This window comes from Novacetimonas cocois, assembly GCF_003311635.1.
Classification (GTDB): Bacteria; Pseudomonadota; Alphaproteobacteria; order Acetobacterales; family Acetobacteraceae; genus Novacetimonas; species Novacetimonas cocois.
Map to the genome: position 1 here is coordinate 19,940 of NZ_QEXL01000008.1, position 22,836 is coordinate 42,775.

Annotated in this window: 13 protein-coding genes; 10 read left to right on the forward strand and 3 right to left on the reverse strand. The window is 57.4% G+C overall.

What is annotated here, in order from left to right; genetic code table 11:
- Positions 1 to 334 precede the first annotated feature (334 nt).
- Together NJLHNGOC_RS07210 and NJLHNGOC_RS07215 are read left to right on the forward strand one after the other, a co-directional pair.
- A complete protein-coding gene (locus NJLHNGOC_RS07210) occupies positions 335 to 2,704 on the forward strand; it encodes a TonB-dependent receptor (RefSeq protein WP_113595775.1) in 2,370 nt (789 codons plus the stop codon).
- Positions 2,705 to 2,909: 205 nt separating this feature from the next.
- A complete protein-coding gene (locus tag NJLHNGOC_RS07215; RefSeq protein WP_113595776.1) occupies positions 2,910 to 5,411 on the forward strand; it encodes a phosphocholine-specific phospholipase C in 2,502 nt (833 codons plus the stop codon).
- A 419-nt stretch (positions 5,412 to 5,830) separates the two neighbouring features.
- Here the strand turns inward: NJLHNGOC_RS07215 and NJLHNGOC_RS07220 are convergent, their stop codons facing one another.
- Positions 5,831 to 6,442, reverse strand: a complete 612-nt coding sequence (locus tag NJLHNGOC_RS07220) for an FMN-binding negative transcriptional regulator (protein ID WP_133258697.1) — start codon at positions 6,440 to 6,442, stop codon at positions 5,831 to 5,833.
- A gap of 253 nt (positions 6,443 to 6,695) precedes the next feature.
- Between NJLHNGOC_RS07220 and NJLHNGOC_RS07230 the strand changes: the two genes are divergently transcribed.
- Positions 6,696 to 8,177, forward strand: a complete 1,482-nt coding sequence (locus NJLHNGOC_RS07230; RefSeq protein WP_113595862.1) for an aminotransferase-like domain-containing protein — start codon at positions 6,696 to 6,698, stop codon at positions 8,175 to 8,177.
- Positions 8,178 to 8,281: 104 nt separating this feature from the next.
- Positions 8,282 to 10,285: an alpha/beta hydrolase family protein gene (locus tag NJLHNGOC_RS07235; protein WP_165837871.1), complete on the forward strand. Its 2,004-nt coding sequence runs from the start codon at positions 8,282 to 8,284 to the stop codon at positions 10,283 to 10,285.
- Positions 10,286 to 10,316: 31 nt separating this feature from the next.
- Here NJLHNGOC_RS07235 and NJLHNGOC_RS15890 read toward each other — a convergent pair whose 3' ends face one another.
- The gene (locus tag NJLHNGOC_RS15890; RefSeq protein WP_165837872.1) at positions 10,317 to 10,607 is read right to left on the reverse strand and encodes a hypothetical protein; all 291 of its coding nucleotides are present in this window, start codon (positions 10,605 to 10,607) and stop codon (positions 10,317 to 10,319) included.
- Positions 10,608 to 10,610: 3 nt separating this feature from the next.
- Between NJLHNGOC_RS15890 and NJLHNGOC_RS07240 the strand changes: the two genes are divergently transcribed.
- A complete protein-coding gene (locus tag NJLHNGOC_RS07240; protein ID WP_165837873.1) occupies positions 10,611 to 12,677 on the forward strand; it encodes a TonB-dependent receptor in 2,067 nt (688 codons plus the stop codon).
- 19 nt (positions 12,678 to 12,696) lie between these two features.
- The gene (locus tag NJLHNGOC_RS07245; RefSeq protein WP_113595781.1) at positions 12,697 to 14,361 is read left to right on the forward strand and encodes an amidohydrolase; all 1,665 of its coding nucleotides are present in this window, start codon (positions 12,697 to 12,699) and stop codon (positions 14,359 to 14,361) included.
- Positions 14,362 to 14,479: 118 nt separating this feature from the next.
- Here the strand turns inward: NJLHNGOC_RS07245 and NJLHNGOC_RS07250 are convergent, their stop codons facing one another.
- The gene (locus NJLHNGOC_RS07250) at positions 14,480 to 15,484 is read right to left on the reverse strand and encodes a DUF3034 family protein (RefSeq protein WP_239021393.1); all 1,005 of its coding nucleotides are present in this window, start codon (positions 15,482 to 15,484) and stop codon (positions 14,480 to 14,482) included.
- Between the two features lie 792 nt (positions 15,485 to 16,276).
- Between NJLHNGOC_RS07250 and NJLHNGOC_RS07260 the strand changes: the two genes are divergently transcribed.
- From NJLHNGOC_RS07260 to NJLHNGOC_RS07275, 4 genes are all read left to right on the forward strand, one after another.
- Positions 16,277 to 16,882: a TetR/AcrR family transcriptional regulator gene (locus NJLHNGOC_RS07260; protein WP_113595783.1), complete on the forward strand. Its 606-nt coding sequence runs from the start codon at positions 16,277 to 16,279 to the stop codon at positions 16,880 to 16,882.
- 197 nt (positions 16,883 to 17,079) lie between these two features.
- A complete protein-coding gene (locus NJLHNGOC_RS07265; RefSeq protein ID WP_113595784.1) occupies positions 17,080 to 18,306 on the forward strand; it encodes an efflux RND transporter periplasmic adaptor subunit in 1,227 nt (408 codons plus the stop codon).
- Positions 18,284 to 21,385, forward strand: a complete 3,102-nt coding sequence (locus NJLHNGOC_RS07270; protein ID WP_113595785.1) for an efflux RND transporter permease subunit — start codon at positions 18,284 to 18,286, stop codon at positions 21,383 to 21,385. Before NJLHNGOC_RS07265 ends, NJLHNGOC_RS07270 begins: the two co-directional genes overlap by 23 nt.
- A complete protein-coding gene (locus NJLHNGOC_RS07275; RefSeq protein ID WP_113595786.1) occupies positions 21,385 to 22,806 on the forward strand; it encodes an efflux transporter outer membrane subunit in 1,422 nt (473 codons plus the stop codon). Before NJLHNGOC_RS07270 ends, NJLHNGOC_RS07275 begins: the two co-directional genes overlap by 1 nt.
- Positions 22,807 to 22,836 lie beyond the last annotated feature (30 nt).

Here is a 22,836-nt window from a genome sequence, read left to right on the forward strand (position 1 = left end):
GGCCTTGTCCTTATGTCTTTTGTCTGTATGGGCCATGATGTCTGTTTGATCGTATGGCGTCGTCATGCCGGCAGTTGATTGACCGGGCGCATATCGCCTGTCGTCCATATTCCCAGTTGCTCCATTCCTCGGTGAACATATCAGACGGAAGCGTTGTGCGCCTGCGCCTGCGCCTGCGCCTGGGATGGAGAGGGGAGGACATAAAGATATTTATTGTGAATTTTTTAAGACGGTTACGTGAATTAAAGATGAAACGTGGTTTGTACTGTGTAAATTAAGTAAATGATTTGATAGATGGGCTCCATCAAGATTCATTATGGAATGCCCCATAGCAATGAAGAAATTTTTACTGCTGAGCGCTGTCTGGGTTTTTGCGTATGAGACCCCTTCAATTGCTGAAGAAAAACCTGACAATCGTCAGGAGGGGCAGAAACGGACCAACCTGACCAAGGCAAAAAGCCACACGAACGATATGAAATCAGGGGCCGAAAAAATCGCGGTTCTTTCGCGTCGCAAGGTGGCGGGCGGTGGCATGATGGTGAAACATACCACGCCCAAGACGGTCAGTTCGCTCTCACACGATTACATCGCCATGCAGTCGCCCACGTCGACGATCGAATCCCTGATCCAGAACCTGCCGGGGGTTGTATCCGCAAGCGAGGGGCCTCTGACGACATCCTTCTCGACCATACATATCCGTGGCATGGCGCAGGCGGAAATCGGTGTCACGCTGGAAGGGATGCCTGCCGCCAATCCATTTACATACAGCACCTATACGCCCTCACTCGTCGATAGCGAGAATATGGGCCAGGTCAATGTCATGCAGGGGTCGGTTGATATCAATTCCCCGACCTATAATGCCACGGGTGCCGAGATTTCAGCCTCGATACGACGCCCTTCTGACCAGCAGAACATCTATGTCGCCGCGTCTGGTGGGTCTTATGGGACAAACAAGGATTTCATTCGCTATGATACCGGGGAAATCGGGCATTCCGGTGTGCGTGCCTTTGTCTCCGGTTCTTATTCGCGCAGCGACATGTGGCGCGGGGTAGGGGATATACGACGCTGGCATGTGGATGCCGCGCTTACAAAAAACTGGTCGCCGGGAAATGACTCGGAAGCAATATTTGGGTTTACGCAGGCAGCGCAAGGAGAATGGCTTTACCCGTCAATGGCGAACTGGAAAACATATGGCGTCAATTATGGCCTGAATGACCAGTATTCTGCAGGGGACACGCATTATGTCGGCCTGAATGGTAAAAATACCGGCGCAATCTATGGCGCGCTGAAAAATCATTTCAGTTTCGGGCATGGACTGAGCCTTGATGCGGAAGCGTATTCCGTCGAATTTCATGGCCCCTATTATTATGGGGAAAGTGTTCCCGTCTCGAACGGGTATGTCGGTGCGGAAAAATATACGCACCTGGACGATTATCAGAATCTTCCAGGATACAACCCGGCCAATAGCAAATTGACATCTGTCGAAGTTTCAAACTGGTACACAATTTCTTCCGGACTGACCCTTGTGGGACACTGGAAGCACAGGTTCAACACACTGAATTTCAGTTACTGGTATTCGTACGCTCAGGAAGCCGCGGATGAACGGTTTTATGCAGTCAACAGCCAGGGGAAATGGAACGGACATGGCACCCCGCTGACAGCGAATGGCGGCATTCCCATAGACGAAGATAACGAAAACGGCCTGCAGCAGTTGAGCAGTTTTGCCGTGGACGATAAAATGTCGTTTTTCCATGATCGCCTGACAATCGATGGCGGCATCAGGATGGCAATGGCGAACCGTCAGTATACCCAGGACCTGCCGGATGTCACGGCAAGAAAGTCCATTCATAATGTGTTCGTTCCGGCGCCACAGGTTCTGATCAGCTATCGCTTCAACCCGCGGCATCAGATCTATGTCAACGGCACAACTGGCTATCACCTTCCTGCGGCATTGAGTTCGCAGCTTGCCTCCTACAGCTATTCGACCGGCAAGGCTGAGTCATTGCCGATGTCGGATTACAAGCCGGAATATATGATCACCGAAGAAGTCGGTTATCGCTATAATGGTCTTTTAATGGCCAATGTCGCAGGGTTTCATTACAACGTAACGAATCATCAGGTCTCTGCCGAAAGTTATGAGCCGGGTTCAACATCGACAATTTCACAGCTGATCAATGCAGGCGGCCTGGAGGCTTATGGTATACAGACCGAAATTGCCACGCATCCCTGGCATCATCTGAGCTTCTATGCATCAGGTCAGTATATGCATACCAGGAATGGCAACAATATTGCCTATGAAGGTGACTATCTGGCGACAAAGGGAAAGCAGGAAGTCGGCGCGCCCAAATTCTCCGGCTCCCTGGGACTGACATATAATGATGGGACATGGTTTGGAAATTTCACGCTGCAATACACGGATTCCCAATACTCCACCCTTATGGATGACCAGAGCATTCCAAGCTACATAACGGCAAACCTTGGCGTGGGTAGAAACCTGCCAAAAATTGGCAGGGTCGCGCCGAAGATCAGGTTGAATCTCGTCAACCTTGGTAATGAGCACTATCTGTCATCCATGTATGGATATACGACCAATGCGACGACGCAGCACGGTATTGTCACAGGAAAGACCTTTACAGGGTCGCAGCCTACCTATGTCATTGGTTCCCCATTTGTGATCATGGCAACACTTTCAGCCAATTTCTGAAAAATGATAAAGCGTTAAGGTAGTAATGAGCATAAAATTTTAGATATGAAGAAATGGAGGTAATTAGAGGTGGGTTGTTCGGTCGAGCAAATGGATTTTGCTCTTGGTATGCCTGTCATTGAGTTTTCTGTTCAAAAAATAACCATCATTCCTGAAAATGATTCCCCGTAGTTTTGAAAAAACTTCTTCCTGATGCGAGTGAACGATGACGACACGTAGAGATTTTCTGAAGTATGCGCTTTGGTCCGGTACTGTCGGTTCAGCCGCAGGATTGCCTGCCTCCATCAGTCGCGCATTCGCCATTGCGCCCGATGTTGGCGCAACCTGGCAGGATGCCGAGCATGTGGTGATCCTGATGCAGGAAAATCGCTCGTTCGATCATGTTTTTGGAACGCTTCAGGGGGTGCGCGGGTTCAATGATCCACGCGTCATGCGACTGCCTGATGGGAATCCGGCCTTTGTTCAGGGCAGCAAGACAGGGGAAACCTATCTGCCGTGGCGGCTTAACATTCGTGACACGCGCATTACATGGATGGGGTCGATCCCGCATTCGCGCGACAGTCAGGTGGATGCCTGGAACAATGGTGGGCACGACAGGTGGATTGACGCCAAGAAGTCACATCGGAAGGAATATGCCGGCTATCCGATGACCATGGGCTATTATACGCGCGAAGATCTGCCGTTCTACTACGCACTGGCGGATGCTTTTACCGTCTGTGACCAGAATTACTGCGGCGCAATGACCAGCACCACCCCCAACCGTCTGCTGTTCTGGACCGGGACCGTGCGTGACAGGCAGGATCCGGCGTCCAGGGTCTATATGCGCAATGGCGACATACTGGAAGGCGGAATGCGGTGGACCACGTTCCCCGAACGTCTGGAACAGGCCGGGGTGTCGTGGAAATTCTATCAGAACGAACTTTCCCAGACTGGCGGCATGAGCCATCAGGAGCGTGCATGGCTTTCAAATTTCGGATGTAATGTACTGGAATATTTCGATCAGTATGCCGCCATGACCAATCCGGGGTTCAGTGTATGGCTTGAAGAGCGTATCAGTGACTGTCAGAAGCATATCAACGGACTGAACAGTCAGGAAATGCTTGTTTCGGAGACACGCGCGGAGCAGCTTGCCGAAGCGCATCAACTGCTGAATGTCCTGATGCGTCGCCGTGCAACGGTAACCGGCCGTTCACCGGAACAACTGACGCTCCATGAACGCGGATTGTTTGAAAAGGCTTTTGTCATCAATAGCGGCGATAAGAATTATCGCAAACTGGAAAAGCTGAAATTTCATGATGGCAAAAAAGCCATGCATATGGACGCCCCCAAGGGGGATGTGCTTTATCAGTTCAGGCAGGATGTAAAGACAGGCAGGCTTCCGACCGTATCATGGCTTGCCGCGCCAGAGCATTTTTCAGATCATCCGACGTCACCATGGTATGGCGCATGGTATGTTTCCGAAATCATGGATATCCTGACTGAAAATCCCGAAGTCTGGAAAAAGACGATTTTCATCATGACCTATGATGAAAATGACGGTTATTTTGATCATTGCTGTTCTTATGCCGCACCAGATCCCCGGCAGCCGGAAACGGGTGTGTCGTCACATGGTATCGGTCATGCCGGACTGGAATATACAACGGCACAGGATGAAATAAATCGTGGGGTGCCCGGTCATCTGGCGCGTAGTGGACCAATCGGTCTGGGGTTCCGTGTGCCGATGATCATAGCCTCTCCCTGGAGCAGGGGAGGGTATGTCAATTCGCAGCTGTTTGAGCATACATCCACGCTGCGTTTTCTTGAAACTTTCGTTGAGGCCAAATTTGGCAGGAAAATCAGGGAGACGAATATTTCACCTTGGCGTCGGGCGATAAGTGGTGATCTGACCTCATGCTTCCAGCCTTATGACGGGAGTGTTCCTGCCCTGCCTTTCCTGGAACGCGATGCCTATCTGCGCACTGTCGAGGATGCCCGTAACCGGCCGATGCCCGGTGGTTTTCGCACGTTGGATACAACCGAAATCGCGGCATTGCGTAATGATCCGGCAAAAGTGCAGGAAACTGTGCGGCAGGAAGCCGGCACCCGTCCGGCCTGCGCCCTGCCTTACGAACCATATTGCAATGGCGGGATATCGGCAGATGGCAGGCAGGCTGTCATTCATCTTCGGGCTGGGAAGGAACGTTTTGGCGCCCGTTCTGCCGGCGTGCCATTCAATATCTATCGTCATGACGTGAAATCCGATAGTGGCATGCATGCAGGCACCTATGCCGTGGCAGCGGGTGATATGCTCAATGTCTCTTTTCCTATCTCAACCTTTGTGAATGACATCTATGATATCGATGTCCATGCGCCTAATGGTTTCTATCGGCGGTATAAGGGGCGCAAGAATGGCCTGCGCCTGCAGGTGGAGTGTGTCTATCTGCGCGGTCCGGGTAAGGAGCTGGTCCTGAGGATAGGCAATCATGGGACGAAAAGTGTTGGTGTGGCATGCATGTTGTCTGGACCTGACACGATGCGTTCACTGCGGATAGCCGCCGGTCATAGTATTGATGTGGCATTCGATCTGTCACAGACCATGCTTTGGTATGATATATCCCTCACCAGTTCGGATGAAAGCGAACTTTTGTACCAGTTTGCCGGACGGATTGAGACGGGGAGGGCCGGACGTACGGATCCGGGGATGGGAGCGATTTCCCATAAGAAGTAGAAAGTAAATATTGCATGTGGTAAAATTTCGTGGATTGAAGAGCGTCATTCCGGGCGTTGTGCATGTATGGCGGCACTGAATCCGGGACTTTTTGATGTTGCGGCCTTCAATGTGCTCCCAACACTGACTGTATCCGTTGGACAATGCGTGCCTGACGTCTGCATGTCCTGCGGCGCTTGCAAACAGACAGGCTTTCCTTGTGCTTCGGTCTTGGAAAAAGGCTATGTGACCATTGCCTACCTTGCCGTCCTGACAGGATATGCAGACACTGCCATGTAAATGCATGGAATATGTCTGGCGGGTTGATGCCGGTATATGGCTTCAACAGGGCCGAACCAAGGGCATGAGTGGTCAGGCCGATCCCGCAGAACTCGCCTGCAAATACTCATGATAGCGGAGAGCGGCTGGCGTAATGGCAATCAGGCAGGCGGATTGTCGCGAAAACGCTGCATCCACCGGGCGAGTGCCCTGTCAGGATGGTTTGCGACGATTTCGGAGAAGATTTCCGGCGTTTCGTCCTGGCCGAGTTTGAAAGCGGCATCGATCCCGTCAACCTCGATTGTAAAGGCCACGATATGCTGGGCCAGCCGGGTCGCGCGCTCCCCGGCTTCGTCGAGGGTCCATGGATCAGGCTGTGCCGTTTCCATGACATGGACAAGATCCTGAACGCTCTGCCATGTCTGCTCTTCGTGGAAGCGCAGGATGCCACGCAGTTCCGCGCGGGCGTAGTTCCACGTGGGGATCCAGTTCCGGTTCGTCACCAGATGGGGCGAGACATAGGCCTGAGGGCCGCAGAACAATGCCCTGACGCTGTATGGCGCCTGCAGGTCGGCAGGGGGGAAGCGTCTGCGGGCGAGATGCCCCTCCAGCCGGATGATATGACCTTTATCGTCCGCATGGGCCAGTAGCGGCAGAAAAAGCGGCAGGCTGTCCGGCCATGAAGGACTGCTGATGGTGGCAAGCGGAAATTCCCGTATCAGGGCAAGGACATCCCGGCTGTCCCATTCGCGCACGGCAGACGGAGGAGACATGATTTTCTTTGCCGCGTCGGGTCCGCTCGTATGCGCCAATTCCAGGGTCCTTCGTCCAACTCTGCTTCTGAAATCTTTTTTGTTGTTTCATACGCTCCTGCAAGAGCCAAGTTTCAAAATGCCAGGGGGCCATCCGGCAGGCGGGGGGAAGCGGTTTTCGGGAAAGCGGTTTTTTTTGAAATTATTCTCGACATGGACCTCATGGCCGCACAAAAATAAGGCATGCAGGGGACCAGACGGAGGGATGATTTCGATGTTGCGACCGTGGCGCATGCGACTGGACATACAGATAGATCAGAAATCGCAGACCCCTTTGTACCTGCAGATCGTGCATGGGATCATTCATGAAATCGAACGGGGCCGCCTTGAATCCGGGGAATTCCTCGCCAGCAGCCGGGAAATGGCGCTTGCGCTGGGGGTGAACCGCAAGACGGTTGTCCTTGCCTATGAGGACCTGATCGCGCAGGGCTGGCTCATTTCCGAAGGGACGAGTGGCACAAAGGTTTCCGATGCCATTCCCGTCAGGAAAGTTTCCACATCGCAATGCAACGTGTCGGCGGGCGATGACGGATCCGTCCCCCTGTATGATTACGCAGCCCCGCCCGAGCGTTCTCTTGCAATTTCGGGGAAGGGAGGGACAAAACTGGATGAAGGATCGCCCGACGGCCGCCTTTTCCCGGCGGATGTGCTGTCGCGCGCCTATCGGTCCGCGATCCTGCGCGCGTCGCGTCATGATCATCTTTCCTATTCGGATCCCCGTGGCTCGTCCTTCCTGCGGGAGGAAATCGCAAAAATGCTGACAAGCGAGCGCGGCCTTGTCGTGAGCGCCGACAATATCTGCATCACCCGCGGCAGCCAGAACGGGATTTTCCTTGCGGCGAAGACCCTGTTGAAGCCCGGCGATGTCGTCCTGGTCGAGGACCTGACTTATGAACCGGCGCTCGAAGCCTTCAGATCCTGCGGGGCGCATATTGTTTCGGTAAAACTGGACGAACTGGGCGTCGATGTCGAAGACGTGGAGCGTAAGTGCCGCGAATATGATGTAAAAATGATTTTCCTTACGCCGCATCATCAGTTTCCGACGACGGTTTCGCTTTCCCCGGAGCGTCGGTTGCAGATTATTCATCTGGCAAATCATTACAGGTTCGCGATTCTTGAGGATGATTACGACCATGAGTTCCATTTCCACTCACAACCGCTTCTGCCAATGGCCAGTTACGCGCCACAAAACGTGGTCTATGTCGGTTCCCTGTCGAAAATGGCGCTGCCTGCCCTGCGGGTGGGGTATGTCGCAGCGCCTGTACGCTTTGTCGAAGCGCTTGCCCATCAGGTTTCCATTTCCGATGGTATGGGAAATATCCTGACGGAAGATGCAGCCGCCCTGTTGATGAGTGAGGGGGAATTGCGACGGCATGCGCGCAAGGCGGCGCGTGCCTATGCCGCCCGGCGGGAGTTTTTTGCAACCTCCATCCAGACGCTCTTTGGCGAACACGTCACCTTCAGGATGCCGGCAGGTGGGCTGGCCTTCTGGGTGCGGTTTCCCGACATGCGGATTCTGGACCGTATCGAACGCAATGCCACGCGTGAAGGATTGCGCTTCGCCCCATCCCATTCCTATTCCGTTACGGGAAAGGCGTGTGATGGCCTGCGGCTGGGCTTTGGCAGCCGCACTGAAAAAGAGGCGCGAAAGGCGCTCGAAATGCTTGCAAAGGCTGCGGATCTTCCCGCGATTTGAAACGGGTCCGCAATGGACCCGTTCTGGTAAAAAAATTGGACGTTTCGATATGCCAAGGATATTGGGCATAGTTCTCCTCGCACGTATTGACGGGGAATATGTGGATGTCTTGGTATCGGACCACAGCCTATACGCAAAAGCAGGACGCGCAGCGGGGTGATGCCGTGCGCCTGCTGAAGATTGTTCTGATGGCGGGTGGTATCGGTTTTGCAACCAGTGCCGCCCTCCCCATGCCTATGGCTGTTGGCGCGGAAATCCTGCCTGCGGATATTGCCGCTCTGGTTCATGTGGAAGACCCGCAGATTTCACCGGACGGCAGGAACGTGCTTTATGAAAAACTGTCTCCCCCCGCGCCAATGGCACCGGCAAAGTCGCGTCTGTGGGTTGTCCCGACACAAGGCGGGGGCGCAGACCGGCCACTGCCGGGGAGTGAGGAAGGGGACCACGCCGCGCGCTGGGCGCCCGATGGAACCACGCTGGCGTTTATTGGTCAGAGGGGGCATGCGGATACGCAGCATGTCATGCTTGCCCGGCCCTGGACCGCACCCGCCCATACTGTCGGGGAACTGAAGGGAAGTCCGCTCTCCCTGCGCTGGTCGCCTGATGGCCGCTTCCTTGCCGTCATAACCACCGAAAAGGCTGCTCCCGAAGCACGTGGCGCCGTCATGGAGGGGGCAAAGGGCGCGACGCATCTTCTGATTGTCGATGTGCAGACCGGCAGGTCCCGGGAAGTGCCCATGGACGGGAAACAGGTGTTTGACGTTGACTGGTCGCCTGCCGGGGATCGCCTTGTCCTGCGAACGGGAGAGGAAGGGGGGCTGGATTATTACTGGTATCGTTCCCGTATCGAAGTTGTCACCCTTGATGGTCATCAGGTCGCGCTCCTGCCGCATCGCGCGACGGCCGTGCATCCGTCTTTTTCCCCTGACGGACAGTCTGTTCTCTACGGTTTCTTTTCCGAACACGGGATTACCGGAAGTGTCGCGCGGTTTGACCTGAAAAATCATGCGGAAACATTGATTGGCAAGGATTGGGATGGCTCCCTGCGTTATCTTGAATGGGACAGGGATGGTCATGGCCTGACCGCGCTTGGGCTGGAGGGGCTGTCATCCTGTCTTGTTCATGTGTCCCTCGATGATGGAAAAATATCGGTCCGTTCCCGCGTGCTGGGCGAGCAGTTCAGTTTTTCCAGGTCACGCGACGGCAGCGCGATCGCGCTGGAAGCCTCCACGCGGGAACATCCTGATGAAGTATGGCTGTATCAGAATGATCAGGGGCATCCCCTGACCGATAACAACCCGCAGGTGGCAGGCTGGCCATTGGGGGAACAGCGCCCCGTTCACTGGACAGGACGCGACGGCACCAGGCTGGAGGGACTGCTGATCCTGCCTTCCGGCTGGAAAGCGGGACAGAAACTTCCTTTGTTCGTGCAGGTTCATGGCGGCCCCCTCGAAGCGTGGAGCGACGGGTGGCTGGGGTCGTGGCATAACTGGGCCCGTCTGTTGGCATCGCATGGCATCGCGGTTTTCCTGCCCAATCCGCGTGGATCGGAAGGGCAGGGGGATGCCTTTGCCGAAGCCAGCCGCCATGACTGGGGCGGTGGGGACTATCAGGACATTCTGTCGGGTGTTGACAGCCTTGTTCATGATGGCATTGCGGACCCCGCCCATATGGCGCTGGGAGGATGGAGTTATGGTGGCTTCATGGCGGCGTGGGCTGCGGGCCATAATGACCGTTTCCGGACATTCATATCGGGCGCCGGGATATCCGATCTGTTGTCCATGGCGGTCGCGACGGATGTGGGATACAGCTTCATTCCCGCCTATTTCGGTGATCCGCTGACGCATCGTGAAGAATATGCAGCGCATTCACCAGTAAGTTTCGCAAAAGATATCCATACGCCCATGCTTCTGCTGCATGGGGATGGAGACGCACGTGTTCCGACGGGGCAGAGCCGCATGCTGTATGCCGCCCTGCATGAAGCCGGAAAGCCGGTGACATTCGTCCATTATCCCGACGCGCCCCACTGGTTCGGGGGAAGCGTAGGGAGTGATTATGAAGTCGATGTTCAGGAAAGGGTTCTGAACTGGCTTCTGAAATACATGTAAAACAGACTTTTATACCATTTTACTGACGTATTTATTCTGAAATCGCTAAGGCGCTATCCTTGATAGGAGGAATAGAGTGATGAAGGGCATCCTGCCAGTTGTTGGCCGTGGTCGTCTGCTGTGTCTGCTGACCTCTGTTGCTGTAACTCCCGTTCTGTGTGGGGTAACGGCCTCGGCGCAGACCGTATCTGTGGCGAAATCTGAAAACCATCAGAAACCACATGCAAAAGACACGAAAGGTCAGGCGCCCAAAGCGCAGGACAACCTGCTGGAAGGCGAAAACATTACCGTATCCGCCACGCGCCGGAAACAGTCGACTCATGACGTGGCGGATTCCGTAACCGTCCTGACGGGAAAGGATCTTCAGAAAATCGGCGCCCAGTCCTTCAAGGACTATATTTCGCAGATCCCGGGCGCGAATTTCAACGCGACCGTTCCGGGCATATCGACGGTTACCTTCCGCGGGATATCGACAACGGCGGGACTGGATCAGGGACAGGGAACGACCGGGTATTTCCTGAATGACATTCCACTGACCGAACCCGGTTTTGCAATCGCCATACCTGATATCGATACATTCGATGTTGCCCGTGTCGAGGGCCTGCGTGGTCCGCAGAGCACCCTGTTCGGTTCCGCGACGCTGGGTGGCGCGCTTGACTATATTCCCAATGAGGCGGATTCGAAAAAATGGGATGGTGCAGCGGAAAGTTCCATTCTGGGCATGCCCGGTCATGAAGTCGGTTATGCCGAGAAGGGAATGGTCAACATTCCCATTATCAAGGGGAAGCTTGCGGTTCGCGGCGTGCTCGATTACCGGCAGGACCCCGGATATATCGACAATATAGGCAACGGCAGGAACAGCAATACGACCTATACCCGCAACGCCAGGGCAAGCGTCGTATGGACGCCGACCGACGATACGAAACTGTCCTATACCTATCTGGGGCAGAGCACGAATGTTTCCGATGACCCGTATTCGATGTCGGACGAATTCGGGGCCTATACAAAAAGCCGCACCATCCTTGAACCGGTCCATACGCAGCTGCAGATGCATGAACTGCGGCTGGATCACACGTTCAATTTCGCCACCCTGACGGCCATGGCCTCCTTCATGCGCAAGGGGCAGAGTTCCGTTTGGGATTATACGCCCTATTACGTCGGTGTGTTCCCGGGCCTCAGTTCCCCGACCTATGCCCCCCAGAATGGCGACAGCAAGTCGATGTATTACGAGGTACGGCTGACGTCCAATTCAACCGGCAGGTTCTCATGGCTGATCGGCGCGGCCTATTATGATACGTGGAAACGGATTAACGCGCCTGCCGAAACGCCGGGCATCCAGAATTACCTCAGCAATATCTATGGTTCCGGCCTTGCGTCCAAGATGGTGATGGGAACCGATGACTGGGGGGATGCGAACGCCAGTTACGATGGCACGGAAAAAGCCATCTTTGGTGAAATGTCCTATCATTTCCCGCATCATATCACGGTGACCGGTGGCGCGCGCGTGTTCAACATGTCGGAAACATCCTCGACCGAACTGTGGGGATATTCCGCCTATGCCGCGTATGGCAGCCTGTATCATCATACAAGCGGCGTGACATCACAGACCAGCGCCCTGCCCAAGGGGGCCATCCGGTGGGAACCCAACAAGCAGATCATGGTCTATGGCCTCGTCTCCGAAGGGTATCGCTTTGGCGCGCCCAATACCAACAACCCCAATCCGCTTTACAAGACGCCAGCGGGGACATCTTCCGACAGTCTGGTGAACTGGGAGGTGGGCAGCCGCCTCAACCTTCTGAATAACCGTCTTATTCTTGAACCCACCTTCTTCCTGATCGACTGGAGCAACATGCAGGCGCGCCTGACGCGGCCTGACGGCATTACCTATGGCGCCAATGTCGGCGAAGCGATCAGCAAGGGCGCGGAGTTTTCAGGAACATGGTTCACCCCCGTTCCCGGATTTTCCATCAAGGTCAACGGCACCTATACCGACGCCCACACGATTGATACGACCAACCTGGGCAACGGCGCCGTCATCCCCAAGAATTCGCAGCTGGCCTCCAGCCCCAAATGGCAGTTCAGCGAGATCCTGTCCTATCGTATCCCTGGCGTAGCTTTCCATCCGCAGTTCACGCTGGTGCATCATTATGTGGGCTCGTCCCCCGGGCTGCTCAACAACGCGTTCCGGATCGGCAATTACAATACGATAGACCTGCGTTTCTCAGGGGATTATCGCACCAGGGTGGGAACGACGACGCTGAGTGTCTATGTCAATAACGTCAATGGTTCCCGTGGGGTCACCATGGGCTATATCAGTGGCGCGCCGTCCCTGAATGATTATTATCTGGTCCAGCCACGCAGCATTGGCATGACATTGGGCTGGCACCTGTGACGAAGGAGGACTACGCAGCATGATTTCCCGTCGGAGCTTTGTCGCAGGGACGCTTTGCGCAACATCCATTCTGGCGGCCAGCAGGGCGCGGGCCGCCGAAAGCCTGGATGTGGCCTATGTCAACGCAACAGTGTGGGATGGCATATCCGATGCCCCCCGCGCGGGCGCGATTGGCGTAAGCGCGGACCGGATCGCCGCCGTGGGAACGGATGAGGTTCATGCGCGGATAACATCCAAAACGCAGCTGATTGATCTGCATGGCGCGTTTGTCATGCCGGGAATGACGGATTGCCACACGCACTTCTCACTGGCTTCCCTCGGCCTGTCACAGATCAACCTGCGCAATGCCCATACGCCGCAGCAGTTCAGCGCCCAGATCGGGCAGGCCGCGCATGCGGCCAGACCCGGCCGCTGGGTGCTTGGCGATGGCTGGGATGCGGATCAGTGGGGTGGCCAGTTACCGGACAAATCGTGGATCGATCCACTGACAGGTGACGTGCCTGTTGCCGTGACGCGGTATGACCTGCATATGATGCTGCTCAATTCGGCGGCGCTCAGGCGTGCGGGCATTGATCGCAATACCCCCGACGTGCCGGGGGGCGTCATCGTGCGTGACGCGCAGGGAAACCCGACCGGCCTGATCAAGGACGGGGCCACGATCCTTGCCAAACGGGCCATTCCGCTGCCAACGGATCAGGACGTTGACGAAGCGGTACGGCGGGGCATCGCGCTGGGCCTGTCAAAGGGCCTGACAAAAGTGCATACGCCGGAACTCGACTGGATGACGCATGACAGCCTGCGCAGGCTGAGGGCGCATGGCGAGACGGACCTGCGCTTTTATTCTTTCGTCCCGCTGAAGGACTGGGAACGTCTTGTCCAGCTGATCCAGCAGGAAGGGACAGGCGATGACTGGGTGCGCTGGGGTGGGGTAAAGGCCCTCGCGGATGGCTCGCTCGGGTCGCGGACGGCCCTTTTCACCGCGCCGTATGATGATGATCGCACCACACGGGGCATACATGTGACCTCGCCCGCTGATCTTCGGGAATGGATCGGGCAGGCGGATCGCCACGGGCTTCAGGTGGCGACCCATGCCATTGGCGATGCGGCCACGCATGAAGTTTTTGATATCTATGCCGAAATAATCAAGAAAAATGGACAGCGGGACCGCCGTTTCAGGATGGAGCATGCGCAGCATCTGCTGCTGAAGGATGTGCCGCGTTTCCGTGAACTCAATGTCATTGCGTCCATCCAGCCATATCACGCCATTGACGATGGCCGGTGGGCCATCCGCAGGCTGGGGGCGGCGCGCCTGAAGGGCAGCTTTGCCTATCGCACGATGGTGGATGCCGGGGCGCATGTGTGCTGTGGCTCCGACTGGCCCGTCGCGCCCCTTGATCCCCTGACGGGCATTCAGGCCGCGGTGCTTCGGCAGACATTGGATGGCAAGAATCCCGGGGGATGGCTGCCGGACCAGAAACTGACTCTGCGGCAGGCATTGAACGGTTATGTGCGCGAAGCCGCCTATGCCGCGTTTGCCGATGACCGGATGGGGACGCTTGCCCCCGGCTATCTGGCGGATTTCATTGTGATGGATCAGAATCTGTTCACGCTGGATCCCGCCCGCATCACGCAGGCCAAGGTCTTGCGGACGGTCGTTGGCGGCCGCGCCCGTTTTGTTGCGTAAGCTCAATCGATCATGTTTCGGGATGGCGCTTCTGAAAGCCTGTCCACGAGACATCCTGTGATTACGGAAAGGTTTCTGGTGAAGCTTTTTTCAAAAAAGCTTCCCACGAACCGGGCGGTCAGAAACCGGTCTGGGCAGAAAAATATACACCGGTCTGGTTCCTGAATGTGGCAATCGTCCCCAGCGAGACATAGGCGGCTGTAATGTTAAGGTGTTTGTTGACGAAATAACTTGCATAGACGTCAAACCAGTTGCTTTCTGGCGTGAAGTTCTGGTTTCGGGGTTTCGTGCGGTATTCCACCCCCACCACCAGGCCCGGTGCGAACCACGGGAGGTAGCCAAGGGATCCTTCGAACTGGGGATAGTAATTGTCATTCCTGTCGCCGCCAAACCCGAGTATTCCCCACTGGTTCCCCTTTGTAAGCCGCATTGTCGTATCGACAAGCAGGCCGATTTTCGGAAAAAGTTTGGTTACGGCAACATATGCGTCCCCGCCATTGACGTGTTTGGAGCCGACTTCGTGTATGACCTTTGAATCACCGTCATGCTTGTACATGCCCCCGATCGAGATCTGGGGGATAAGGGTCTTGTCGGCAATATGACCAAACAGGCGCACCTTGATGCCGCCAGTATCCAGATCGAACTGATAGCCGCGACCTATGCCAAGGAGCGCGCCGGTGCCTCGTGTCTGAAAGAAATTGTGGGAATATGAAATTTCCACCCGGTCATGAATGCCCAGCACGGCGCCAGCATTCTGATCCCAGTAATTTGTTATATTTACATAGCTGTAGTGAAAAGCCATCCCCATGCTTTTGTTGCTGCCATATCCCCCGATGGTCGCCCAGGTTGCGATCCCGCCGCCGCTTGCGCCCTCAAGGGAACTGAGGCCCGATGTGCCCAATGCCCTTTTCCCGTCGAAGAGCGAGCGGAAAGTCAGGTTTTCCTGATCCGAAGGCTGGGCCTCATCGGGAAAAGCCGGAGCCTGCGATTGCCTGAGGCGGGTTGTGACGGGCTGTGCCAGCCCGGTTGCGGTCATCCCCAGAAGCATCATCAGCGCGACGATACCCGCCAGGTTCCAGCGTAACAGCCATTCTGAATATATCCGTTTCGCCAATATATTCATAAATACAATCCATTTTTGATATTCTTCGCATGATACAGAATGAATCGAGCAGGACAGGTAACATTTCTGATACTCACGATTATATTTTATCAGAAGTATTCAGATAATTTCTGTCCGGGAATGGATGTAATATTTTCAGAAATTCAAAAAGATATGCCATGACCATTGTCCGTCATGCAATTGCCATGACAACGGCGTAAGGCATGAGCAGAAAAGCAGGATTGGTCATGTTCCGGATATGCACGATCATGACAGGAAATTTACAAATCTGGACATCGTGATTGCATGTTTCCTTGCACAATCGTCCTGAAAGAAATTGCAAGAAGAGGAAATCCATTGACGTCATGGTCATGATGAAAGGCGTGGAGCCTTCGGGATTTCATGCCCATCCTTACGCATTGGATCGCGCTTCCAACCTCAGGGTATCTTGCATCTGTGCTGCCCCGTAAGAAAATGACCGGAAATGTACGGAGTGATCTCGGCCGGATATGATCCATGGAATTGCAACGACCCAGTACAGTATCACGATGGCCTGACGTGTAATCACCCGTGCCCGGTATCGGACGTCGCAATGCGGAACAGTGACCGGGGATTCGTCCATCAGACCCGTATTCCTGCCGTCAATACGCGTGGGATTGGCATCCGTTCCAGCAGAAAAGGCATGTAATGGCGTTCCAGCGCCGTTCTGTGATATGAGGCCCGTGCTTTATCAGACCCGAGGCAACCGAAGGACAGGAAATGCCTGACGCACTATCAAGGCCCCAGCATACAGGTGGACGTCCGTCACCGGAAATGTCGGCGCAGCTTGACCGGCAGGTTCTTGAGGTTGCGACAGCCCTTTTTGTCGAGCAGGGATATGCCGCCACGTCGCTTGAGAAGATAGCGCGCGTCATAGGTTGCAGCAAAGCCACGCTCTACCGTCGCTATTCATCGAAAGAGGATCTGTTCAAGGCCGTGGTGGCCGAACGCGGCAGAATGCTGCTGGATGAAGCCGGCGCGGTCGAGGCATCGTCCACGGATCCGCTGGTGGCGACAAAAGAGATCGCCCTGTTCTTTCTGGATTTCATGCTGCGTCCCGAAACGCGGGAGGCCTACCGGATCATCATCGGGGATGGGCACCGCATACCCTTCATCGCTGACGAGATGATGGAAACCATCGTGGAACCCTTCGTGGCGACCCTCAGCCGCCTTCTCAAGGCGGCGGCGGACGCGGGACGCATTGAATCCACGAACCATGAGGAGACGACGCGCGTCCTCATGAGCCTTGTGATCGGCTGGCCATTGCAGAACACCATGCTGGGGCAGAATCAGGTGCAGGACGCCGATGCGCGACAGCAGTTTTTCGACCGGGCGTGGGGCATCTTCCTCGGCGGCATAGGCTGCCGGGACAAGGCCTGATCCGGCTGCGTTTCATTCAGGAATTGCCTGACTGCCGCTGTGACATCCGCTCCATCGGGCCATAAACAGGCTGGACGTGGCCGCGCTGTTTCCATGCCTTTTATCATATTGCGATACGATACGGCACCGTATATGTAAATCCTGACGGCCGGATCCTGCTGCCGGGTTCGGGAACTGATTGGGGATGGTGCATATCCATGCAAACCAGAAATGCTGGCAAAAAGGTCATGGGTCATGCAGGGCCTCCTTCATTCCTGGGCACCATCCTGTTCCCGATCATGCAGGGCAGGGGACGCGCCGCGCCGGACATGCGCCCCGACCCCGCAACGCAAAAGGCGGATGACCGGCAAAGGCCCGTCCTGATCCTGCTCTGCCTGTTGCTGTTGCTCTCGGCATGCCATAAGAAGGCACCCGTCGAAGAAGTCCGCCCCGTGCGTTCGGTTGTCGTTCAACCCGCGCCCGATACGGATGGGGAAGTGGTGACCGGTCAGGTTGCGGCCCATCGCTATATCAACCTTGCCTTCCGCCTGCCTGGCAAGGTCGTGGAACGCACGGTTCTGGTCGGAAGCACCGTGCATGCCGGCGATGTGCTGGCGCGACTGGATGACACGGTCCAGCAGCAGGCCCTGCGCACCGCACTGGCGGAGGCCGCGACGGCAAAGGCCGCGCTGGATCAGGCAGTGCCCCTGAAACAGCGTGCGGCGGCGCTCCTGCCAGCGCAGGCCATTTCACGCAATGAATATGATGATGCGGTCCGTCGGTACAAAACCGCGCTGGATCAGGTGCAGGCCACGCAGGCACAGGTGCGCGTGGCGCAGGAACAGCTTGGCTATACGCGCCTTCCTGCCCCCGAGGACGGCCTTATGACCGACAGGCTGGTGGAAGCGGGCGAAGTGGTCGCCGCCGGTCAGCCCGTACTGCGCATGGCGGCCAATGACGGGCTGGATGCGCAGTTCGACATGCCCGGTGATATCGCACATGCCCATCTGGCCGTGGGCATGACGATGAAGGTCTGCCTGGACGCGTCCCCGCATGTCTGTGCGCCCGCCGCGATTTATGAAATCGCGCCCGACACCGACCCGGTGACCCGAACCTACCATACCAGGGCCCTGCTGCATGCCACGCGCGACATGTTGCCGCTGGGCGCGGTGGTGACGGGTCATCTGGTCATGCCGTCGGCATCGACCGTCCATCTGCCCCCGTCGGCGCTGACAACGCAGGATGGCAGGCCCGCCGTGTGGATCGTCGCCCCCGACACGCTGCGTGTGTCGCAGCGTCCTGTTGCCATTGCCCGGTACGCAACCGACGACGTGGTGATCGCATCCGGCCTGAACGCCGGGGACCGGGTCGTGACGGCGGGCGTGCAGGCGCTCTACCCACAGGAAAAGGTCAGCCTGCTGGATGAAGCCGATGTCCGCCCCTGAGCCCGCCCCCCCGGGAGGGGTAAACCTGTCCGACTGGTCCATCCGCCATCGCGCGCTTGTGCTGTTTTTCATGATCCTGATCAGTGTCGCGGGCATCCGGTCCTATTTCGGGCTGGGCCGGAACGAGGACCCGCCCTTTACCGTCAAGACCATGGTGGTGCAGGCATTCCTGCCCGGCGCATCGGTGGAGGAAACCACCCACCAGCTGACGGAGCGCATCGAAAAGAAGCTGCAGGAAACCCCTGACCTCGACTACATCAAAAGCTATACGCTGCCGGGAAAGACCACGATTTTCGTCAACCTGCTGTCAGGCGCGCCCAAGGCGCAGGTGCCCGACATCTGGTATCAGGTGCGCAAGAAGGTGGGGGATATCAAAGCGCAGCTGCCTTCTGGCGCGGTCGGTCCGTTCTTCGATGACGAGTTCGGCGATACCTACGGCATCATATACGGCTTTACCGCCGAAGGCTTCTCCCACCGCGAACTGCGCGATTATGTCGAGACGGTGCGCGACGAACTGCTGCATGTACCCGACGTCGCCAAGATCGACACGCTGGGCGCGCAGGATGAGAAGATCTATGTCGATTTCTCCACCCATCACCTTGCCCGGCTGGGCATAAACGGCGCGACGATCGCAGCCGCCCTGCTGGCGCAGAACGCCACGGTTCCGTCCGGCGTGATCGATACCGGGCGCGAGCAGATACAGGTCCAGCCAACCGGGCAGTTCGGCTCGGTTGAGGATATCGCCAACGTCACGGTGTACGCGGATGGCCGCAAGATCCGCCTGGGCGATATCGCGACCGTCACCCGTACCTATTCCGATCCGCCGCAGACGATGTTCCGGGTGGGCGGGCATGACGCGATCGGCCTTGCCCTGTCCATGCGCAGCGGCGGCAACGTGCTGGAGCTGGAAAAGAACATCACGGCGAAGATGGCCGAACTGCATGCCCGGATGCCCATCGGGATCGAGGCGCACCTTGTCGCCAACCAGCCCAAGGTCGTGCACGACGCCGTAGGCGATTTTACGGAGGCCCTGTTCGAAGCCATCCTGATCGTGCTGGGCATCAGTTTCCTCAGCCTTGGCGCGCGCGCGGGCACGGTGGTGGCGTTTTGCATTCCCTTCGTGCTGGCGGTCGTGTTCGTATGCATGAAGATGTTTGGCATCGACCTGCAGCGCGTCTCGCTCGGTGCGCTGATCATCGCCCTTGGCCTGCTGGTGGATGACGCCATGATCACGGTCGAGAGCATGGTCAGCAAGCTGGAGGAAGGCTGGAGCCTGACGCGGGCCGCGACCTATGCCTATGTCTCGACCGCCTTTCCGATGCTGACCGGCACCCTTGTGACCGTGGCGGGATTCATTCCGGTGGGGTTCGCCAAAAGTGTCGCGGGGGAATACACGTTCTCGCTCTTCGCCGTGGTTGGCATCGCCCTGATCGCGTCATGGTTCGTGGCCGTGCTTGTCGCCCCGCTGGTGGGTGTCACGATCCTGAAGCAGCGCCCGGCAGCATCCCCCCATGCCCCGCCAGAAGGGCGGCTGCTGCGCGTGTTCAGCCGCGCGCTGCTGTTCACCATGCGCCGCCCGCGCACGACCGTGCTGGTCAGCCTTGCGGCACTGGTCGTGGCCATTGCGCTGTCCCCGCTGGTGCCGCGGCAGTTCTTTCCCGCATCCGACCGGCCGGAACTGCTGGTTGACCTTTCACTGCGGCAGGGGGCGTCGATCAAGGCCACGGCGGATGTATCGCGCCGTCTGGACGCCATCCTGCGCAATGATCCCGACATCGATCACTGGAGTTCCTATGTCGGGCGCGGGGCCGTGCGCTTCTATCTGTCGCTTAATGAGCAGCTTCCCAACGACTTCTTTACCCAGACCGTCATTGTCGCCAAGGATGCCGTGGCGCGTGAGCGCCTGCGCAAACGGCTGGACGTGGCGCTGAGCCGCAACATGCCCGACGTGGTGCATGGGCTGTTCCCGCTGGAGCTTGGGCCGCCGGTGGGCTGGCCGGTGCAGTACCGCGTCACGGGCCGCGACCCGGACCGGGTGTGGCATTACGCGCATGACGTGGCGAAAATCATGGCCGACGGCAATCAGCTGCACATGATCAATTTCGACTGGGGCGACCCCGCGCGCAAGCTGAAGATCGACGTGCGTCAGGATGAGGCGCACCGGCTGGGCCTGTCATCTGGCGCGATCGCGCTTGCGATCAATTCGGCGGTGACCGGGCTTACGGCGACCCAGATCCGCGACAGCATCTATCTGGTGGATGTCGTGCTGCGGGCCAACCATGCGCAGCGCCTGTCGATCGAGGACCTGCGCAATCTCGACATCCGCCTGCCCAATGACCAGACGGTGCCGCTGTCCACCGTGGCGAGCGTCTCCTACGTCGAGGATTATCCCCTTATCTGGCGGCGCGACCGGCTGCCGACGCTGACCATACAGGCGCAGTTGCGCGACGGGGTGCAGGCGGATACCGCCGTCGCCACGCTGGCGCCGAAAATCGCCGCCTTCAACGCCGGCCTTCCGGTTGGCTATCATGTCGCGGTGGGTGGCACGGTTGAGGAAAGCGCGAAGTCACAGAATTCGGTCATCGCCGTGATGCCCGTCATGGTGCTGGTCATGCTGGGCGTGCTGATGATCGAATTGCAGAGCTTCAAGCGCCTGGCGCTGGTCATCAGTGTTGCGCCCTTCGGCCTGATCGGGGTGGTCGGCGCGCTATTCCTGACGCAGCATCCCATGGGCTTCATCGCCATGCTGGGGCTGGTGGCGCTGATTGGCATGATCATCCGCAACTCGGTCATTCTGGTCCACCAGATCCAGATCGAGAAGGATCTTGGACAATCGGAATGGGACGCGGTCATGAACGCTGCCAAGATCCGGTTCCGGCCCATCATGCTGACCGCTGTCGCCGCCATCCTTGGTATGCTGCCGATTGCATCGAGCGTATTCTGGGGGCCGATGGCCGATGTCATCATGGGCGGCCTTGCCGTGGCGACGGTGCTGACGCTGATTTTCCTGCCTTCGTTGTATGTGCTGTGGTTCCGGGTGAAGGAAACGCCATCGCCACAGGCCGGGGAACATGCCTGATGAAACGCTCCCCGATCCTTCTGCTTCCCGTTCTGCTTGCAGGCTGCGCGTGGCTGGCGCCGACCTATCACCGGCCGCAGATGCCCATGCCTGACAAATGGGGGACGGCGCAGACCGCCACCATGCCGGACGACAGCGCATGGTGGCGCAGCTATGGCGATCCGGTTCTTGATGAACTGGTCGATGAGGCCCTGAAGAACAATGACGACCTTGCGCTGGCCGGTGCGAAGCTGCAGCAGGCGCGCGCGCAGTACAAATATGCCTTCGCAAACCAGTTGCCGTCCATTTCCGTCGCGGGCGCGGATGCCTATGGCCGCGTGCATCTGAAGGATGATCTGCCGACGCCGCACAGGATGAGCAACCTTGGCTTCGTCGGCGGCATGCTGAATTACGAAGTGGACCTGTGGGGCAAGAACGCCAGCCTGAGCAAGGCGGCGAAGGCCGGGGTGCGTGCCGCAGGCTATGGCCATGCGGCGGCCCGGCTGTCCATCGCCGCCGCCACCGCAAAGCTGTATTTCAGCCTGCGCGCGCTGGACAGTGAACGCGACATCCTGCAACGGACGATCCAGACCCAGACGGAACTGCTGGCGCTGGTGCGGCGGCAGCATGAAGTCGGCGCGGTCGATGCGCTTGCGGTGCAGAACGTGACGGAACAGCTTGATGCCGCGCAGGCGGCACTGCCGGATGTGGAGGACCAGCGCGGCAAGGCGGAAAGCGCGCTTGCCGTCATGCTGGGCCGTTCGCCCGTTCAGATCATCGGGCAGGCGATGGCGCGGGGCAAGAATATAAACGAGCTTACGGTCCCCATTCCGACGCCGCCGGAAATCCCCTCCACCCTGCTGGAACGCAGGCCGGATATCGCCATGCATGAACAGAGCCTGATCGCCAGCAACTTCAATATCGGCTTTGCCCGCGCGGCCTATTTTCCCACCATTTCGCTTGCCAGTCTGGCGGGCGTCAACAATATCGATATCGACAACCTCTATCGCGCGACAACCCGGTCATGGACGCTGGCGGCGTCAATGGCCGCCCCGGTGCTGGATTTCGGTCGGACGGCAAGCGGGGTGCGGCTGGCGAAGGCCGAAAAGAACGAGCAGGTCATCCTGTATAAACAGAGCATCCGCACAGCCTTCAGGGAGGTGCATGACGCATTGCTGGAACAGAACAACGCCCATGATCGCGAACGCGACGATGGCGGAAAGGAAACTGCGGCCGAAAAAACAGTGGAACTGACCCGGTTACGGCTGGAGCACGGGTATTCCAGCCGGCTGGATGTGCTGTCGGCCCAGGTGATCGAACAGCAGGCGGAACTTGCACATACGACAGCACTGTTAAGCAGCCTTGATGCGTCCGTTGATATGTACAGGGCGATCGGGGGCGGGTTTCATCTGACCGCCCATGAAAACGGGAAACGCGAATAATCGCAGACTGCCCCAAGATAAAATTCCGAA

What these genes read in the sequence shown, in the direction of transcription:
- NJLHNGOC_RS07250 (WP_239021393.1), bottom strand. Translation starts at nt 15,484, where the DNA reads ATGAATATATTGGCGAAACGGATATATTCAGAATGGCTGTTACGCTGG.
- NJLHNGOC_RS07260 (WP_113595783.1), top strand. Translation starts at nt 16,277, where the DNA reads ATGTCGGCGCAGCTTGACCGGCAGGTTCTTGAGGTTGCGACAGCCCTT.
- NJLHNGOC_RS07230 (WP_113595862.1), top strand. Translation starts at nt 6,696, where the DNA reads ATGTTGCGACCGTGGCGCATGCGACTGGACATACAGATAGATCAGAAA.
- NJLHNGOC_RS07245 (WP_113595781.1), top strand. Translation starts at nt 12,697, where the DNA reads ATGATTTCCCGTCGGAGCTTTGTCGCAGGGACGCTTTGCGCAACATCC.
- NJLHNGOC_RS07220 (WP_133258697.1), bottom strand. Translation starts at nt 6,442, where the DNA reads ATGTCTCCTCCGTCTGCCGTGCGCGAATGGGACAGCCGGGATGTCCTT.
- NJLHNGOC_RS15890 (WP_165837872.1), bottom strand. Translation starts at nt 10,607, where the DNA reads ATGAGTCGACTGTTTCCGGCGCGTGGCGGATACGGTAATGTTTTCGCC.
- NJLHNGOC_RS07265 (WP_113595784.1), top strand. Translation starts at nt 17,080, where the DNA reads ATGCAAACCAGAAATGCTGGCAAAAAGGTCATGGGTCATGCAGGGCCT.
- NJLHNGOC_RS07215 (WP_113595776.1), top strand. Translation starts at nt 2,910, where the DNA reads ATGACGACACGTAGAGATTTTCTGAAGTATGCGCTTTGGTCCGGTACT.
- NJLHNGOC_RS07235 (WP_165837871.1), top strand. Translation starts at nt 8,282, where the DNA reads ATGTCTTGGTATCGGACCACAGCCTATACGCAAAAGCAGGACGCGCAG.
- NJLHNGOC_RS07275 (WP_113595786.1), top strand. Translation starts at nt 21,385, where the DNA reads ATGAAACGCTCCCCGATCCTTCTGCTTCCCGTTCTGCTTGCAGGCTGC.
- NJLHNGOC_RS07270 (WP_113595785.1), top strand. Translation starts at nt 18,284, where the DNA reads ATGAAGCCGATGTCCGCCCCTGAGCCCGCCCCCCCGGGAGGGGTAAAC.
- NJLHNGOC_RS07210 (WP_113595775.1), top strand. Translation starts at nt 335, where the DNA reads ATGAAGAAATTTTTACTGCTGAGCGCTGTCTGGGTTTTTGCGTATGAG.